Genomic DNA, 17,115 nt, shown 5'->3' with positions numbered 1-17,115 from the left:
GCTGAAAAAATTTTTTCTCTTTGGTATAATCGACCTAGATTAGGAGGACCTATGTTAAAAATTTTTACAGACGTACTAGATCCCTTCTTGTGGGGACTTTTTCCAATAATTAGAAAATTTGAAAGAAAATATAAAAACTTTTCCTATGAATTTGTCATGGGAGGACTAATTGGTAACTACGAAGAGTTTTTGCCAAAGAACTTCAGAGACAAAAACTCAGTAGGTCTTGGGAACCAAATCCTCTTTGACATGTATAGGGCGAGTGGAACCATAACTCACATGCCAGGCTTTGAAGCTTCGCCAGACCTCTTCACAGAGGACTACAAGTCGTCCTATCCCTTGGACAAGTACTTCATATCAGTTGAAGAAATGAATAAGGACCTAGCCAGGGACTACATGAGAAAAATTTTGGAAGAAGCCATAGTCTTTCAGAAAAATATATTTAAGCTAGAAGTTCAAAAAGAAATCTTAGAGGGTTTTGGCTTGGACTACGATGAATTTTTATTTAATTATGAAAACTCTCATGATTTATTTTTACAAGATAGGATGGAGGCCTTTGACTACAGGATAAAAAAACTTCCAGGCTTCTTAATAACAAAAAATTCTAGAGTCTTGCAAAATATAATGGACTTCTCAAGAGTAGAAGAATTTTTCTTAGAGAACCTAGACCTAGAAGAGAGAAAAGAAAACTTAAGCGATGAAGAAAAAATTATGGACTACATAAGGTCCTACGACTTAGTCTTAAAAGATGAAATTAAGATAGTCTTTGGAGGAGAAAAAATCTTAGAAGACCTTATAAGAGGAGGGAAAGTTAGGATAGAGAAAATAAATTCCTTTGAAATAGTAAAGATAATTTAAAATTTGTAGACAAGGCACTAATTTAGTGCCTTTTTTTCTGCAAAAAATTATTATTTTTGTTATAATATTGCCGGAGACGGTATTATTTTTATAAACCGTACTTAAATATTTATAATTAAATATTTCTCCAAAATAAATTTTTAAGGAGAGAATGATGAAGGTACTAAGAAATGTACAAGAAGCTTTGGAATTTACCAAGGGAAATTACCAAAAGTCTGTGGGTTTGGTTCCTACTATGGGATTTTTGCACGCAGGTCACAAGTCACTTATTGATGAAGCGAGAAAGAACAACGATATTGTTGTCGTGTCTATTTTTGTAAATCCAACTCAATTTGGACCTGGCGAAGACTATGAATCTTACCCAAGAGATGAAGAAAGAGATTTTAAACTCTGTGAAGAGGCTGGAGTTGACGCAGTGTTCACACCAGACCCAAAGGAGTTTTATCAAAATCACAAAACTTATGTAACTATCGAAGATTTAAAGGACAACTTATGTGGCAAGACTCGCCCAATTCACTTTAGGGGAGTTTTAACTGTCTTAACAAAGTTATTTAACATCTTTAGACCTACTAGAGCCTACTTTGGCAGGAAGGACGCCCAACAATTTTTAATTGTTAAAAAGGCTGTTAAGGATTTGAATTTTGGAATCGAAATTGTTCCTTGCCCAATTAAGAGGGAAGAGGACGGCCTTGCAATTTCATCAAGGAATGTTTACTTGTCTGAAGAAGAGAGAAAGGCTGCACCAGTTCTTCATAGGGCCCTAGAAAAGGGTAGGGCTGCCATGACAAAGGGCATGAAGGCTGAAGATTTAATTAAGATTATTGAAGATGAAATAAAAACTGAAGAACTTGCCGATATTGAGTATGTTCAAGTTGTTGACACAGAAGAGATTAAAGACATGGATGTCATTGACAGGGACTGCCTTGTTGCTCTTGCTGTTAGGTTTGGCACAACTAGACTTATTGACAACTTTTTCTTCGAGGTGTAAATTGTTTAGAAAAATTTCACTTTATATAGAAAAATACTTGATCCTAATTATCCTGCTACTATCTGCTACTGCCTTGAGGTATCCAGATGCCTTTAAGGGAATGACAAACTACACAGCCCTATTCTTGGCAGCAGCCATGTTTGGTATGGGAACTAACATAGAAGTTGAGGACTTTAAAAATCTTTTAAAGGCACCAAAACTTATATTTTTGGGAGCTCTTTGTCAGTACACAATTATGCCCCTCTTGGCACTTCTCTTATCAGTGATTTTTAAATTGCCAAAGGACATAAGCCTTGGCGTAATCCTTGTTGGGACTTGCCCTGGTGGAACTGCTTCCAATGTATTGAGTCACATTGCAGAAGGCGATCTTGCTTATTCTGTTTTATTGACAGTTGCTTCAACTTTGCTTGCGCCAATTATGACGCCACTTCTTGTCTACATGATGGCGGGATCCCTTGTTGAAGTTTCCTTTGTGGCAATGTTTATGTCTATTGTGAAGGTAATTGTATTGCCAGTTGGTCTTGGAATTATTGCCAAGGCACTATTAAGAGAAAGAATTAAGAAGGTGGACTTTGTCTTCCCACTTATTTCTTCTATGGCGATTGCCCTAATTATCGCAGCTATTGTGGGACTTAATGCAGAAAAAATTATGACTTCAGGACTTTTAGTCTTTGGAGTAGTTATCATCCACAACATTTTGGGACTTGGCCTTGGACTTGGCCTTGGGAAATTAATGGGACTTGACTACGACAAGCAGTCAACTCTTTCAATTGAAGTTGGCACACAAAACTCTGGTCTTGCAGTAGTTCTTGCAAACACAAACTTTGCCATGAACCCACTTGCAGCACTACCAGGAGCAATTTTCTCAGTAGTTCAAAACCTAATTGGTTCAATTTTTGCCCACTACAGGGAAAGTCAAAGGGAAAAGAAATTAGAAGAAATTGAATTAAATATATAAAAATAAAACCAAGGTTTTAGGTAATACTAAGACCTTGGTTTTTTGCTTGCGATTTTTTATTTTTCGTGGACTCTCTTGCAAGTCATGTGCTGGATGTTAAGTGAATATACTAGGGCGTTTTTAAAACTTCTCTCCATGACTTCATTTATTTCTTCCATTGATGGGAAATATCTTGAAGCAAGTCTTATTAATTTTTGGGCTGCTAGGTCTCTGTCCTTTATGATTTCAATTTCTCCAAAGGCAACTAGGCTCTTTAGATAGTAGGACCAGCCATTTTCTGAAAGCTCTTGGTCACCATAGGTCACGAAGCAGGCCTTATTATTTTTCTTGATACAGTCAAGCTTGTAGCCAGTCTTAGCTCCGTGAAAATAAATTTTATTTTCTTCCTCGTCATATAAAAAATTTATGGGAATGGCATAGGGGTAGTCATCTTCGCCATTAAAGGATAGGACTCCTCTTTTATTTTTCATAAGCAAGCTCTTAGCTTCTTCAAGGGGAAGCTCTTGCTTTATTCTTCTCATTTCTCTAAACATTTTCCACCTCTCTTATAATTATAGCAAATTACTTTGGTCTTATATATTGAGATTTAAAGTAATGCTATAATTAAGCTATGAATAAATTATACAATATTTTTAAAAATATAAGATTTTCTAGTGAAGAAGAAATTGAAGAAAAAATTTATGAAGACGATGGGATAAAAGTTATTAGGACAATGTCCCTTGACCAAGTCACAGGCTTTTATGACCAAGATGAACTTGAGATAGTATTCTTATTAAGGGGCAAGGCCCAAATAGAATATGAAGATGGAAGGAGACTTGACTTAGGAGAAGGGGACAGCTTGGTAATAAGACCCCACGAGATCCACAAGGTTTCATGGCAGAAAGAGGCAGTCTGGCTTTGTATTTTTAAGAAGTAGGACTTTATTGGAAAGTGGGAAAAATTTCTAAACTTATAAAAACTTGTTAATTTTAGATTATTTGCACTTTAAAAACATTATTTTTTTAATTCTACATTTATCGCATTATATATGACAATTTTTCGAGCATGAACCGCCTATTTTATTTAAATGAAGAGGAAGTCCTGCTAAAGTTTTAGCAAGAACCATGGCAAATGAATAATCTGCCATCATTTGCATGACAGTAAATTAGCTTACTCTCCTCTCAGCTGTTGTTCTCCCAAATAAAAAATAAGATGAAGATATTCTATATTCGTCTTTAGACTTGTTTATTGACTTGCTTGTGCCCTTATGGGTAAATATTAAATTTACAATGGCTATATTATCAGTTCCTAAAATTTTAATCATTTATGATATAATATTAATATATTTACTGGAAGGACAAACTATGAACATATATATCGATGAATCAGGAACAATTAATAATCAGTTTAAAAATGAATACTTTATTATAACGTTAATAATTCCAGATAATTCTAATACTCTAAAAAGATCCTATAAACGGTTTGTAGCCTCTAATCTTAAAGAACTTAAAAGAATAGATAATAGGCAAAAAATGTTTTTAAATGGAACATTTCATGAGTTAAAAGGTTCTGCTTTTGATAAACCTATGAAACAGGAATTTGTAAACTTCTTTGCAAGGAAAAGCAACTTCAGTATTTTCTACATAAAAGTTGACAATTCAAGACTCAAAGATACTTTTTGTTCAAATACATCTAGAGTTTTCAATTACCTATTAAAAATAGCACTGGATTACTTCATAAGAAATAATTACATACCAAGTGATAATCATTTTTTACAACTTGATGAAAGGAATGAAAGAACCGAATCGAGATTCTTTCTTGAGGACTATTTAAACACTGAGCTTTGCATAACTGGGATTAATCAAGGGAATTTTGCAGTTTCATATTTTGACTCTGCCAATAACTCAAATATTCAAATCGCTGATGTTTTCTCAAATATCTTGTATTCTCATCTAAAAACAGGTAATTACGCAGATGAGTTTAAAATTTTAAGAGACAATGGAATCTTAAAATGTATTTTTGAATTCCCCCTATAAAACTTGACTTTTTTCTATTTTTAAAGTATCATAATCATACCAACAGTAAGTCTTATTCAAGTGCCATTATCTAGGTAAGCGATATGTGTTATCGTCACTCATAAGCAATTGGTATACATATTTTAGCCACCTATATGGTGGCTTTTTTAATTATAATAACCATTCCAACCAAGGGTATTCTAATCACAAAAATAGGGAAGAGGTAAAACTCTTCCCTTAATTTATTTATTTTTATCTTATTTATTTCTCAAAAATTCATCGATAGACTTTGCGGCATTTTTACCAGCACCCATGGCAAGGATTACTGTTGCAGAGCCTGTAACTGCATCGCCACCGGCAAAGATTTCTTGGCGAGATGTTTGAGACTCTTCATTTACAATGATGCCGCCCCATTTTTCTATGTCAAGATTCTTTGTAGTTGAAGAAATTAGTGGGTTTGGATTTGTTCCAAGAGCCATGATAACTGTTTGGAAGTCCTCTTCATAGTTGCTACCTTCTACGGCAACAGGTCTTCTCCTGCCAGATGCATCGGGTTCTCCAAGTTCATTTCTCACGCACTTCATTCCCTTAACCCAGCCTTGGTCGTCTCCAAGGATTTCAACAGGAGCAGTTAGCATTTCAAACTTAATGCCCTCTTCCTTAGCGTGGTGGACTTCTTCAGTCCTTGCAGGAAGTTCCTTTTCAGTACGTCTATAGACAATTGAAACATCAGCCCCAAGTCTTTTTGCAACTCTTGCAGCATCCATGGCAACATTGCCGCCACCAATAACTGCAACTTTTTCTCCTACATTAACTGGAGTGTCGTACTCTTCATCAAAGGACCTCATGAGGTTGTTCCTTGTCAAGAATTCGTTGGCTGAATAAACTCCATTTAGATTTTCACCAGGAATATTCATAAACTTAGGTAGGCCGGCGCCTGATCCAATAAAGACTGCTTCAAAACCATCCTTGATAAGGTCGTCTATGGTCTCAGTCCTTCCTATTACAAAGTTATTTTCAAATTTAACTCCAAGCTTTTTAATATTTTCAACTTCGTACTCAACGACTTCGTCTGGAAGTCTAAATTCTGGAATACCGTAAATTAAAACTCCACCAGATTGTTGAAGGGCTTCAAAAACTGTTACGTCGTAGCCCATTTTTGCAAGTTCGCCTGCACAAGTAAGACCAGCTGGACCTGCTCCAACCACTGCAACCTTCTTGTCAATCTTTCTGATGTCAGAATTTTCTTGGACTTGGTGACGTCTTGCATAGTCAGCTGCAAATCTTTCAAGCTTACCAATGGAAACTGCGTCGCCCCTATTTAAGAGGACACATCTTTCTTCACATTGAGATTCTTGTGGACAAACCCTACCACAAACTGCTGGAAGGGAAGTGTAAAGGGAAAGAACCTTGTAGGCTTGTTCGAAGTTGCCACTTGCAATTTCCTTTATGAAGCCAGGGATATCAATGGAAACTGGGCAGCCTTCAACGCAGCCAGGTTTCTTACAGTTTAGGCATCTTGAAGCTTCTGTGGCTGCTTCTTCTGCAGTGTAGCCAAGACAAACTTCCTTGAAATTTTTATTTCTCTCATCAGGTGCTTGTTCAGCAATTGGAACTTTTTTAAACCTGTCTTCAGCTTTTTTTATTACAAGACCTTGATTATCTTGGGCAGAAGTCTCAGCTAGGTGGTCAGAGACTGCAAGGTCCATTGTGCAGTGATGGTCAGCTATTGTGTGAGTCTTCTTGTTGTCTATATATTGTCTTTGCCTCTTTATGGCAGAATCGAAGTCCACTAGGTGGCCGTCAAATTCTGGTCCATCAACGCAGGCAAACTTAGTTTTCCCACCTATAGAAACACGACAGGCACCACACATACCAGTTCCATCAACCATAATTGGGTTTAGGGAAACAGTTGTTGGAAGGTCGAACTTCTTAGTAGTTAGGCAGACAAACTTCATCATTATCATAGGTCCAATGGAAACTACTTGGTCGTAGTGCTTCTTTTCATTTTCCACAAGATCCACGATTTTGTCAGTTACAAGACCCTTGAATCCATAGGATCCATCATCAGTTGCTATGTATAGGTTGTCGCAAACAGACTTTAATTCATCTTCAAGGATTACAAATTCCTTGGACTTTGCTCCAATAATTATGTCGCAGTGAAGGCCCTTATCTTTGAAAAACTTAGCTTGGGGATAAACTGGTGCAGTACCAACTCCACCTGCTACGAATAGGTATCTCTTGTCCCTTAAGTCCTCTAGGTCCATATCATAAAAATCTGATGCGTGGCCAAGAGGTCCAACAAAGTCCTTAAAGCTTTCGCCTTCTTCAAAGGCTGCAATTTTCTTTGTAGATTCACCAGAAGCTTGGACAACTATTTGAACGCTGCCTCTATCTATGTCGTAATCAGAAATAGTTAGGGGAATTCTCTCAGAATACTTGTCGGCAATTAAAATAATAAATTGGCCTGGTTTTGCAGAGGCTGCAATTTTAGGCGCATATATGTCGAATAAAAATATATTTGGCGCAAGTTCTTTTTTTCTTAAAATTTTAGGCAAAATAATCACACTCCCAAGCTTATTATAGCATAAGGGCAATTGTAGGCGAGAAAAATTTAATATAGTATGATTATTTATTTAATTGAATTTTGCTAGCAAGGGAGAAAAATATTTACTAATGTGTAAAATTCAAGTATATTATAGGTAAGGTGGTTGAAATGAGAAAATTTTCAAAAGAAATAAAGAAAGTCGTGATAAAGGTTGGATCATCTTCCATAACCCACGACAATGGAAAAATAAATTTACAAAAAATTGATGAGCTCTGCTTTGAGATAGCAAACTTAAAGAATCAAGGTTATGATGTTGTCCTTGTTTCTTCAGGTGCCATTGCAGCAGGCCGTGCAAAATTAAATCTAAAGGAAAGACCCAAAGAAACTTCTGACAAGCAAGCTGCTGCAGCTGTGGGTCAAGTTGCCCTTACAAATATTTACGACAGATCTCTTGTGTCCTATGGCTACAATTCTGCCCAAGTCCTTCTAACAAGAACTATAGAAGTTGACCAAGAGATGAGGGTCAATGCAGAGAACACCTTTGAGAAACTCTTAGGTATGAATGTAATACCAATAATAAACGAGAACGACACAATTTCAACTTATGAAATTAAATTTGGGGACAATGATACTCTTTCAGCAGTAATTGCCAGGATGATTAAGGCAGACCTACTTATTATGCTTACAGATATTGAGGGACTTTATACAGACGACCCAAGGAAGAATCCTGATGCAAAAATTATCCACGAGGTTGCAGATATAAATGAGGTTGAAGGCATGGCAAAGGAAACTGAATCCAATGTTGGAACAGGTGGCATGTACACCAAGATAAAGGCTGCCAAGCTTGCCATAGAAAAGGACATAGAAGTTGTTATTGGATCTGGAGAAAAGATGAAGATAATAAGAGATATAGTTAAAGGAGAAGAAATTGGAACATACTTTAAGTGTTAAGGAAATGGGGAAGATTGCAAAGGAAGCTTCCTACAAGTTAAAAAAATTAAAAACTAAGGAAAAAAATGCCATGCTTCTTGAAATCAAGAAGGCCCTCTTAAGCCAAAAGGAAAATATCTTAAGAGCCAATGAAGAGGATATCAAGAAGGGTAGAGAAAATAATATGCCAGAAGGCCTAATCGACAGACTTCTCTTAACTTATGAGAGAATCGAAGCCATGGCAAAGTCCATTGACGAGGTAATTGACTTTAAAGACCCAGTGGGCAAGGTCCTATCAATGGAAGAAAACTATGCTGGGCTTTTAATTGGCAAGAAGACTGTCCCAATGGGAGTTATTGCCATAATTTATGAATCAAGACCTAACGTAACTCTTGATGCGGCAATTTTATCTCTAAAGGCTTCAAGTGCCATTATCCTTCGTGGAGGCAAGGAGTCTATCAAGTCCAACATCGCCATTGCAGATGTCATTAGACTTGGGATAAAAAATGCTGGCTATGACGAGAACTTTGTTCAAATTGTAAAGGACACATCAAGAGAATCTTCAAAGGAATTGATGCAACTAAAGGGTTATGTTGACTTGCTACTTCCAAGAGGATCAGCTTCACTTATTAACTCAGTAGTTGAAAATGCCAAGGTTCCTGTAATTGAAACGGGAGTGGGCAATTGCCACATCTATGTTGACGATGAGTGCGACATTGAAAATGCTGTAAAGATTATTGAAAATGCAAAGACTCAAAGAATTGGAGTTTGCAATGCAGTGGAATCTCTTGTCTTAAATAAAAATTTACCAGACAAGTTCTTTGACTTATTAAATGAAGTCATAGAAAAACACAAGATAAAAGTTCATGCTGATGAAGCAGCTCTTCCTAAGCTTAAAAATGCAGTGAAGGCAGAGGAAGATGACTACGGCAGAGAATACTTGGACTACGAAATTTCTGTTAAGACAGTTGATGATGTAGATGAGGCAATAGGCCACATTACAAAGTATTCAACAGGCCACTCAGAGTCAATCTTGACAGAGTCCTATGAGAGGGCTATGAAGTTCCTAGAAGAAGTTGACTCAGCCTGCGTTTATGTAAATGCTTCAACAAGATTTACAGATGGAGGAGAGTTTGGCAAGGGTGCAGAACTTGGAATCTCAACACAAAAACTTCACGCAAGAGGACCAGTGGGACTTGATGAACTTGTGAGCTACAAGTATGTGATCTTTGGTCACGGGGAATACAGGAAGTAAAATATAATAATATATTATAAATTGAAAATTAATAGGATACATGCCAGAGTAAATAAAAACTCTGGTTTTTTTATGAAAAATTATTGATTATAAAATCTATTACTTTCTAACAGAAAAGCGATATTAAACTAAAAAACATAAAAAAAATCCTATTGCAAATATGAAAAGGTTTTATTATAATATATGTGTCAGATAAAGACAAATATTTTTATAAAGGAGGGAGATTAAATGAATATTTCATTTAATGTCATGCAAACTGTTGGATTTGCAATAATAGTTTTTTACATAGGTAAACTTATTAGAAGCAAAGTCAAATTTTTTCAAACATTTTGTGTACCTGCACCAGTAATAGGAGGATTCCTTTTTGCAATAATTAGATTCTTATTACAACTTGGTGGAATTTGTACTTTCGAATTTGACCAAACACTAAAAGATCCATTCATGATGGTATTCTTCACATCAATTGGTGTAGGAGCAGACCTTGAAACACTTAAAAAAGGAGGAAAAGGTTTTATCCTTTTTGTATTAGTTTCAACTGTATTAGTTATATTCCAAGACGCCATTGGACTTGTACTTTCACAAGTTACAGGAGTAGATTCACTACTTGGTTTAATTTGTGGTTCAGTTACAATGGTAGGTGGACACGGTTCAGCAGGAGCTTGGGGTACAACTTTTGAAGAACAAGGTCTTGTTAACGCGTCAACATTTGGTATGGCGGCAGCTACATTCGGTGTAATCATGGGATCATTAATTGGTGGACCTATTGGTTCTACACTTATTAGAAAGCATAAATTAGCTAGTCCACTTGACAAAAACGGTTCTAATATTGACGTTCTTGAAAACTTAGAAAAGAACAATGCTGGAGAAAGCTATAAGAAAGTTGTTCCACTAGAAGCATTAGATTTTATCAAAGTTTTAGGACTTATCTTTGTATCAGTTGGACTTGGCGCTATTCTTCAAGTGTTCATCAAAGAACATGTTTCTATTATGGGTAACCCATTAAGCTTACCAGCTTATGTAACTGCCATGATTCTTGCAGGTATTTTTGTAAATACAATTGGTAAGAAAGGCTCAAAATGGGCAGTTGATGATAGAGCAAACTCTATCTGTGGTGATGTTGGACTTAATGTATTCTTAGTAATGGCACTTATAGACATCAACCTACTAGACCTAAAGGAAGTTGCAGGACCAATGCTTGTAATTCTATTTGCACAAACTATATTCATGGCATTCTATGCTTACTTCATTAACTATTGGGTTATGGGTAGAGATTATGATGCAGCTGTTTTATCAGGTGGTATTTGTGGATTTGGTATGGGCGCTACTTACAACGCACTTGCAAACATGGACTCAATTACTGAAAGATTTGGTCCATCTCCAAAAGCATACTTTATACTACCAATGGTAGGAGCTTTTGCAATTGATATCATTAACTCATTCTTTATAACAGTATTCTTAAATGTTGCTCAAACATTAAGATAATAGTAAATTATTTAAGACCACGAAGTTAGACTTTGTGGTCTTTTTTGAATCTATAAAAGCTGCTTGTTATTTATATTTGAAAGTCAGGGAAAACTGTATGCATTAAAGAAATGTTCTTTTGTTAATAAAAATATTTTCGTGAATATAAATAAATGAGTGAGTTAATAAATATAGTAAGAGAGGAGTTAATATGAGTACAAAAAAAGAAATAAAATACTTTTTATTTATAGTTTTTTTTCTAGATTTTTTGATAGGAATTACATGCAAATATTTTTATAAAGTAGATAATACAGGGGTTATAACCCCTATTACGAGTTTAGTTCCTGCTTTTATTGCTATACTATTAGATAAAGATTTTAAGTTAAAAGATTTATCTAAGGAAAAATTCAACTTGATATACTCACTATACTTTATATTATTTATATGTTCTTATATATTAGCATTATTTTCCAGAAAAGTTTTAAATAATATGAATTATGTCGTATATTTAGGCTGGGCAATTAGTGTTTATGCACTTACAATAGATGATAAAATATTAAAAGGAAAATTTAATTTTGGAATATTGGTTAAATGGGCTTTTATTGTAATTTTACTAGATATATTTAGAATGGGAATACTAAATTTCTACTTTCAATCAGATGTAGATTTTACTGATCTTTTTACGAGAGTAATAGGTACATTTACCATAGGATTATTTAGTGCAATCATTAATTTAATATTTACTATGGGTGAAGAATATGGTTGGAGATATTTTTCACAAACAAGACTTCAATCATTGTATGGTAATAGAATAGGAGTTTTGTTAACTGGTCTTATGTGGGGCTTGTCTCACTTGCCCTTATATTTTTTTGTATTTTATTCTGGAATAGAAGGTGTTTATGCAAGCATAGATATTACTGTATTTTGTATCGCCATTGGGATAGTGCTTGGACTCATCTACATGGAGAGTAGAAGCGTTATTATGGTAACTTTCATCCATCTTTTGCACAATATGTTTATGGCTAATGTTACTAGTACAGATTACAATCAAGATTTTATTTTTACAAAAGAATTTTTACTTGTATCTGTAATAACAGCTATACTTGTATATACTCCATTTTTATTAAATAAAAAGTATAATTGAATTTTAACTTGAATTAAAAAGTTATTCATTCTTTATAGATAATGACAAAATTGTTGTATTCGGGTAATTAATTATTATCATCATATATTTTATGAATTTGTAATTATAAGGAGTTAAAATCTTGCGGTTTTTAGAAAGCCCACAAAGTTTTTAATATTTAGTATAAAATTTTTCGTGGAGTTTTGACAAATATTTCTACATCATATCCAGCATACCCAATTTCAAATACTTTTGGACTTAGGATGATTTTCACAGATATCTTTGCTCCAGACCAGGTGAGAGATGAAATTAAGAAAGAATAATAAAAAAGATTATAGACAATCTTTTTGACGTCAACTTTGTAATGATTCATAGAGAAATTAAGAAATTAAATAAAATGCTTATGATAAGTGAAGTGGAAATTATCACTTGTGTAACAGATAATTCAAAAATTTTTGACTATAGGTTAAATGAAAGCTAAAAAATACCTTTTAAGAGTAATTAAACTTTACAAGTGTAGGAGTCTATTGTAAAATAATTCTCTAACAAAAAATAAGGGGGAAGATTGTGGAAAGATTTAAGCACAAAAATTTACAAAAATTTCAAATTTTAAATGGAGCTCAGCTTAAATATATTGCCTTTGCTTCCATGTTAATTGATCACATAAACAAGGCACTAATCTGGCCCAACTTAGATGGTGGAGGAGCTTTGCAATTTATAAGTTCTATCTTTGATGTAATAGGACGAATTGCCTTTCCTCTCTTTTCATTCTTTATAGTAGAAGGATTTTTTAGGACACATGACAAAAAGAAATACCTTCTTAACTTATTATTCTTTGCGGTGATATCAGAAATTCCCTACGACATGTTTTCGTCGAAAGTCATATTAGAGTTTAGACTTAACAACGTCTTGTTTTCTCTCGCTCTATCCCTAATTAGCATTTGGATACTAGATGAGTTTAGAAAAAGATACGAGGATAAACTTGGAAAGTTTTGGATTCTTATTTCTATTCCGATTTTAATTATTATGTTTTTCGTGTCCAACTTTGTATCAGGCGACTACGACTTTCATGCAATCATGACAGCCTTTGTCTTCTATCTACTTTATGAGAGACCAGTGGCTGGAGCAATCTGTGCCTACCTTACAATAGTAAAAGAAGTTTGGTCCATCTTAGGATTTGGCCTTACGATTTTATATAACGGAGAGAAGGGAAAACAGAATAAAATTTTTAATTATTTATTTTATCCAGTCCATCTTTTTATACTTGGACTCTTGAGATTTTATTTTAATATTTAAGGAGGCAGGCTTGCCTCTTTTTTTTTTATTTTTATTTGTGTAAGCAATTTAAAAAGACCATAAAGAATTGTCATATAATATAGAAGAAAGTGATCTCAAAATCTTTTAACTTTAAGTAAATATCCAAGGGTTTTCCAAGGGCTTTTTGAAAGAAAAGTGCTAATTGGCCTAAGCTTATAAATGACCTTGAAAAAGATAATGATTTCATCTAAAATAGAAATGTAACGAAGTACATAAAATTTTAAGGAGGATGTAAATGAAAGCGTTAATGGTAGATTACATGTCAGACGTAATTGACAAGGGACTTGAAGAAAGAGGTATTGAACTTGATAAGGTTATGCTTCCAACTTCAGAAAAATTAGCAGAAATTATTGAACCATATGATTTCTTATTCATGAGAGTTGACCCATTCATCAACAAGGAAGTTCTTGATGCTGCTAAAAACTTAAAGGCAATTTTTGTTGGTTCAACAGGAACTAACCACATTGACCTTGAATATGCTAAGGAAAAAAATATTCCAGTTAAAAACTCTCCAGGACAAAACGCAAACGCAGTTGCTGAACTAGTATTTGCTAAGGCTCTTGACCTATACAGAAACTCTGTACAAGCTCAAAATGAAGTTAAGGGTGGAATCTGGAACAAATATAGATGGATTGGTAGAGAACTTAGAAATAAAACTCTAGGAATTTGTGGTTTTGGTGCAATCGGAAGAAGAGTTGCTGAAATCGCTAATGTATTCCATATGGACGTTCTTGCTTATGACCCATTCCTAAAACCAGAAGACATTAAAGTTGATTATGTTAAACTTGTTGATTTCGACGAAATCGTTAAAAACTCTGACATTATCACTCTTCACATGCCACTAACTCCAGACACTAAGGATCTTTTTGGAGCAAAAGAATTCGAAAAGATGAAAGACGGCGCTTGCATTATCAACGCTGCACGTGGTGGAATTGTTAACGAAGATGACCTATACGACTACATCAAGAATGGCAAACTAGGTGGAGCAAACTTAGATACACTTTCTAACGAACTTGGCTCTGGCGGACTTGACACTCAAGATGTTCCAGTAGAAAGTAAATTATTCGAACTTGACAGACTTTATGTAACTCCACACATTGGTGGATCAACAATTGATGCTCAAGATGATATCGGAAATGTAATCCTAAGAAACTTTGATGAACTTTTCGGAAAATAAGAATAAATAAAATTTAAATTTTAAAGGCTGCTTGCTTAGGTAAGCAGTCTTTTTTTCTTGCAAACAAATAGTTTTGTTGACAGGAAAAATAATTAAGGATAAAGTTTATTTAAGTAAATCATATGAGCTTATGAAGCTAATTTGTTGATACCAAAAGGAGGCTGCATGAAGGACTACTATTCACTTGTGATTTTATTTTTTGTCTTAATTGGACTTATACTACTCTATAACTACTATGTGAAGCAGAGAAATGAAAAAATTTTAAGACAAGAGATAATAAAGAATTTTGGAAAAGTTCATTCTAAGAAGTTCAAGGGAAAAATCAATGGACTACATAAGAGGATTGGAGGAAATGTTAGTGACATCACAGCCAATGACTTAAACCTTGACGAAATTTTAGAGAAGATGAACCACTCTATGTCAAAAATGGGACTAGAATATTTTTACTATAGACTTAGGGATTTAATTTTAGATAAGGATGAACTCACAAGCCTCCAAGAGAAGAGAAAAATTTTTGAAGAAAGAGAAGATGACCTTGAGGATTTGCAATTTCAACTTGGAAAGCTTGGTTACTTTAAGGAAGATGTCCTTGAATTAGTTGAAGAAGAAATTAAAATCCAAAGAGAGCTCGACCTTGCTGCAAAAGTTTTTTCCTTTACGGCTCTTTACATCTTGATTTTATTTATAAGTTTAAGAGCTCAGGCAATTTTATTTATCTTTGCCCTCTTGGCAGCAAATACCTTCATCTACAAAAAATTTAACGAGATGACTTTTGGGAAATTAGAGGTCCTAGTTAGGCTCAAAAGTCTTCTCAATGTATCAGAAGGCTTGCTTAAAAATAAAAGCCAAATTTTCAAAGATGAAATTGAAGAAATAGAAAATATTTTAACAGAGCTTGGTCCCTTAAAGAGGAGCTTGAGGTCCTTTGGATTTTTGACAGGCAACATGGAGATGGACTTCGCAGAAACTTACAAGAATATTTTGTTTTTGTCAGAGGCAAGGAGCTTTTCAAAAACTCAAAAATATTTTAAAGTCTACAAGGATGAAATCTTTAGACTTTATTACCTCTTGGGTAAAATCGACTGCGAAATTGGAATAATATCTTTGTCAAAGGCCTACAAGACTGGAGAAGCAAGTTTTGGAAATAAAATTCTTGGAAAAAATCTCTACAACCCTTTGATAAGGAATCCTGTTTCCAATGACCTTGACTTGGATAAGTCAATTATCTTGACGGGGTCTAACGCATCGGGTAAGTCAACTTACCTTAGAACTGTGGGAATAAATACAATTTTTGCCCTTAGTTTTGGAATCTTCTTTGGGGAAGAATTTGAAATCAAACCAATAAAAATCACTTCAGCCATAGACATCAGCGACTCAATAATGAAAAACCTCTCTTACTTCATGGCAGAGTCCAAGGCAATTGATGACATGATAGAAGACGAGAACGAAAAAATAATTTTGCTAGACGAAATTTTTAGGGGAACTAACACCATTGACAGGATTGCATCGGCAACAGCAACCTTAAAATACTTGGCAAAGAATAATCACGTCATAGCAGCGACCCACGACATAGAACTTACAATTCTTTTAAAAGATTCATTCGTTAACAAACACTTTGAAGAAAAGATAGAAAATGGTGACATAAAGTTTGACTATCTTTTAAAAGATGGACCAGCAAGAAGTCGTAACGCCATTGCAATCTTGGATAGCCTAAATTATCCAAGAGATATAATAGAAGAAGCAAAAAAACTTTCGAGAGAGATGGAAGAAAAATAAATTTTATGACCATACTTAGGTAAAATTTTACCTAAGTAATTTTTTTGCCTTTAATACTTGATTTTTATCCTTTATACTATTAATAAGTGAGAAAATGTTTTTATGACTGTGGGGGAAAGATGAGAATTTATTTTACTAGACATGGGGAGACTGAGTGGAACAAGCTTGGTATTATCCAGGGACAATTGGACTCGGCATTAACTTCTGAGGGCATTGAGATGGGAAAGAGACTTAGAGAGATGTCAAAGGACCTTCACTTTGATAAGATCTATTCATCTGACCTTGGTCGTGCCTACGACACTGCGAGCTTAATTTGCCCTGACAGGGAAATTATTAAGACGCCCCTTCTTCGAGAAATTGATGTTGGGTCTTGGTCAGGAAAAAATATCAAGGACGTCAAAGTAGATGATGAAGTCCTTTATAAAAAATATTTTGAAGATCCAAAAAATTATGAAAGACCTGATGGAGAAAGTATCCATGACCTTAGAAAGAGGGTGGAGAAATTTTTTGAGAAGGCAATTTATCCCAATGAAGATGAAAATATCCTTCTTGTGACTCACGGCGTTACTATTGTTGCCATTTATTCTCTAATTGAGGGGATACCTATTGAAGACTTTTGGTCCAACAGGGTGAGACGAAATGGCGAGTTTAATATAGCGGACTACGAAGATGGGAGTTTTAAAATTATTAAGAAGGCTCCTAAGAATCCAGTGGATTCAATTTGAGGTGA

At 34.6% G+C, this 17,115-nt stretch carries 15 protein-coding genes; 13 read left to right on the top strand and 2 right to left on the bottom strand.

Going from position 1 to position 17,115, the window contains the following annotated elements; all coding sequences use genetic code 11:
* Positions 1 to 51: 51 nt before the first annotated feature.
* The 3 genes from M9426_RS03355 to M9426_RS03345 all read left to right on the top strand — a co-directional run bounded on the left by M9426_RS03355 (position 52) and on the right by M9426_RS03345 (position 2,804).
* Positions 52 to 858, top strand: coding sequence for a thioredoxin domain-containing protein (locus M9426_RS03355; RefSeq protein ID WP_250342445.1), 807 nt, complete (start codon positions 52 to 54; stop codon positions 856 to 858).
* Between the two features lie 154 nt (positions 859 to 1,012).
* Positions 1,013 to 1,846, top strand: coding sequence for a pantoate--beta-alanine ligase (gene panC / locus M9426_RS03350; protein ID WP_250342444.1), 834 nt, complete (start codon positions 1,013 to 1,015; stop codon positions 1,844 to 1,846).
* Position 1,847: 1 nt separating this feature from the next.
* Entirely contained in the window at positions 1,848 to 2,804 is a 957-nt protein-coding gene (locus M9426_RS03345; protein WP_082705811.1) for a bile acid:sodium symporter family protein, read from the top strand.
* 56 nt (positions 2,805 to 2,860) lie between these two features.
* Here the strand turns inward: M9426_RS03345 and M9426_RS03340 are convergent, their stop codons facing one another.
* Positions 2,861 to 3,337 (bottom strand): pyridoxamine 5'-phosphate oxidase family protein, encoded by a 477-nt coding sequence (locus M9426_RS03340; RefSeq protein WP_250342443.1) that lies wholly within the window; start codon positions 3,335 to 3,337, stop codon positions 2,861 to 2,863.
* A 77-nt stretch (positions 3,338 to 3,414) separates the two neighbouring features.
* Between M9426_RS03340 and M9426_RS03335 the strand changes: the two genes are divergently transcribed.
* Positions 3,415 to 3,720, top strand: a complete 306-nt coding sequence (locus tag M9426_RS03335; protein WP_250342442.1) for a cupin domain-containing protein — start codon at positions 3,415 to 3,417, stop codon at positions 3,718 to 3,720.
* A 427-nt stretch (positions 3,721 to 4,147) separates the two neighbouring features.
* Positions 4,148 to 4,819 (top strand): DUF3800 domain-containing protein, encoded by a 672-nt coding sequence (locus M9426_RS03330; protein WP_250342441.1) that lies wholly within the window; start codon positions 4,148 to 4,150, stop codon positions 4,817 to 4,819.
* Between the two features lie 236 nt (positions 4,820 to 5,055).
* Here the strand turns inward: M9426_RS03330 and M9426_RS03325 are convergent, their stop codons facing one another.
* Complete coding sequence (locus M9426_RS03325; protein WP_250342440.1) at positions 5,056 to 7,356, bottom strand: bifunctional dihydroorotate dehydrogenase B NAD binding subunit/NADPH-dependent glutamate synthase; 2,301 nt, start codon at positions 7,354 to 7,356, stop codon at positions 5,056 to 5,058.
* Between the two features lie 158 nt (positions 7,357 to 7,514).
* Here M9426_RS03325 and proB point away from each other — a divergent pair, with 158 nt between their 5' ends.
* The 8 genes from proB to M9426_RS03285 all read left to right on the top strand — a co-directional run bounded on the left by proB (position 7,515) and on the right by M9426_RS03285 (position 17,110).
* Complete coding sequence (gene proB / locus M9426_RS03320) at positions 7,515 to 8,297, top strand: glutamate 5-kinase (protein WP_060800791.1); 783 nt, start codon at positions 7,515 to 7,517, stop codon at positions 8,295 to 8,297.
* Entirely contained in the window at positions 8,275 to 9,531 is a 1,257-nt protein-coding gene (locus M9426_RS03315; protein ID WP_250342439.1) for a glutamate-5-semialdehyde dehydrogenase, read from the top strand. Before proB ends, M9426_RS03315 begins: the two co-directional genes overlap by 23 nt.
* 228 nt (positions 9,532 to 9,759) lie before the next feature.
* Positions 9,760 to 11,013 carry a sodium/glutamate symporter gene (gltS, locus tag M9426_RS03310; RefSeq protein ID WP_005956931.1) on the top strand — a complete coding sequence of 418 codons (1,254 nt, stop codon included), beginning with the start codon at positions 9,760 to 9,762 and terminating at the stop codon, positions 11,011 to 11,013.
* Between the two features lie 190 nt (positions 11,014 to 11,203).
* Positions 11,204 to 12,136 carry a CPBP family intramembrane glutamic endopeptidase gene (locus M9426_RS03305; protein WP_250342438.1) on the top strand — a complete coding sequence of 311 codons (933 nt, stop codon included), beginning with the start codon at positions 11,204 to 11,206 and terminating at the stop codon, positions 12,134 to 12,136.
* 546 nt (positions 12,137 to 12,682) lie between these two features.
* A complete protein-coding gene (locus tag M9426_RS03300) occupies positions 12,683 to 13,411 on the top strand; it encodes a TraX family protein (protein WP_250342437.1) in 729 nt (242 codons plus the stop codon).
* A 256-nt stretch (positions 13,412 to 13,667) separates the two neighbouring features.
* Positions 13,668 to 14,609, top strand: a complete 942-nt coding sequence (locus tag M9426_RS03295) for a D-2-hydroxyacid dehydrogenase (protein ID WP_060800786.1) — start codon at positions 13,668 to 13,670, stop codon at positions 14,607 to 14,609.
* Between the two features lie 165 nt (positions 14,610 to 14,774).
* Positions 14,775 to 16,385 (top strand): MutS-related protein, encoded by a 1,611-nt coding sequence (locus M9426_RS03290; protein WP_250342436.1) that lies wholly within the window; start codon positions 14,775 to 14,777, stop codon positions 16,383 to 16,385.
* A 119-nt stretch (positions 16,386 to 16,504) separates the two neighbouring features.
* Positions 16,505 to 17,110, top strand: coding sequence for a histidine phosphatase family protein (locus M9426_RS03285; RefSeq protein WP_250342435.1), 606 nt, complete (start codon positions 16,505 to 16,507; stop codon positions 17,108 to 17,110).
* Positions 17,111 to 17,115: the final 5 nt, after the last annotated feature.

The sequence above is a fragment of the Peptoniphilus genitalis genome (assembly GCF_023614525.1).
Lineage (GTDB): Bacteria > Bacillota > Clostridia > Tissierellales > Peptoniphilaceae > Peptoniphilus_A > Peptoniphilus_A genitalis.
This window is presented reverse-complemented; position numbering and strand designations above follow the sequence as displayed.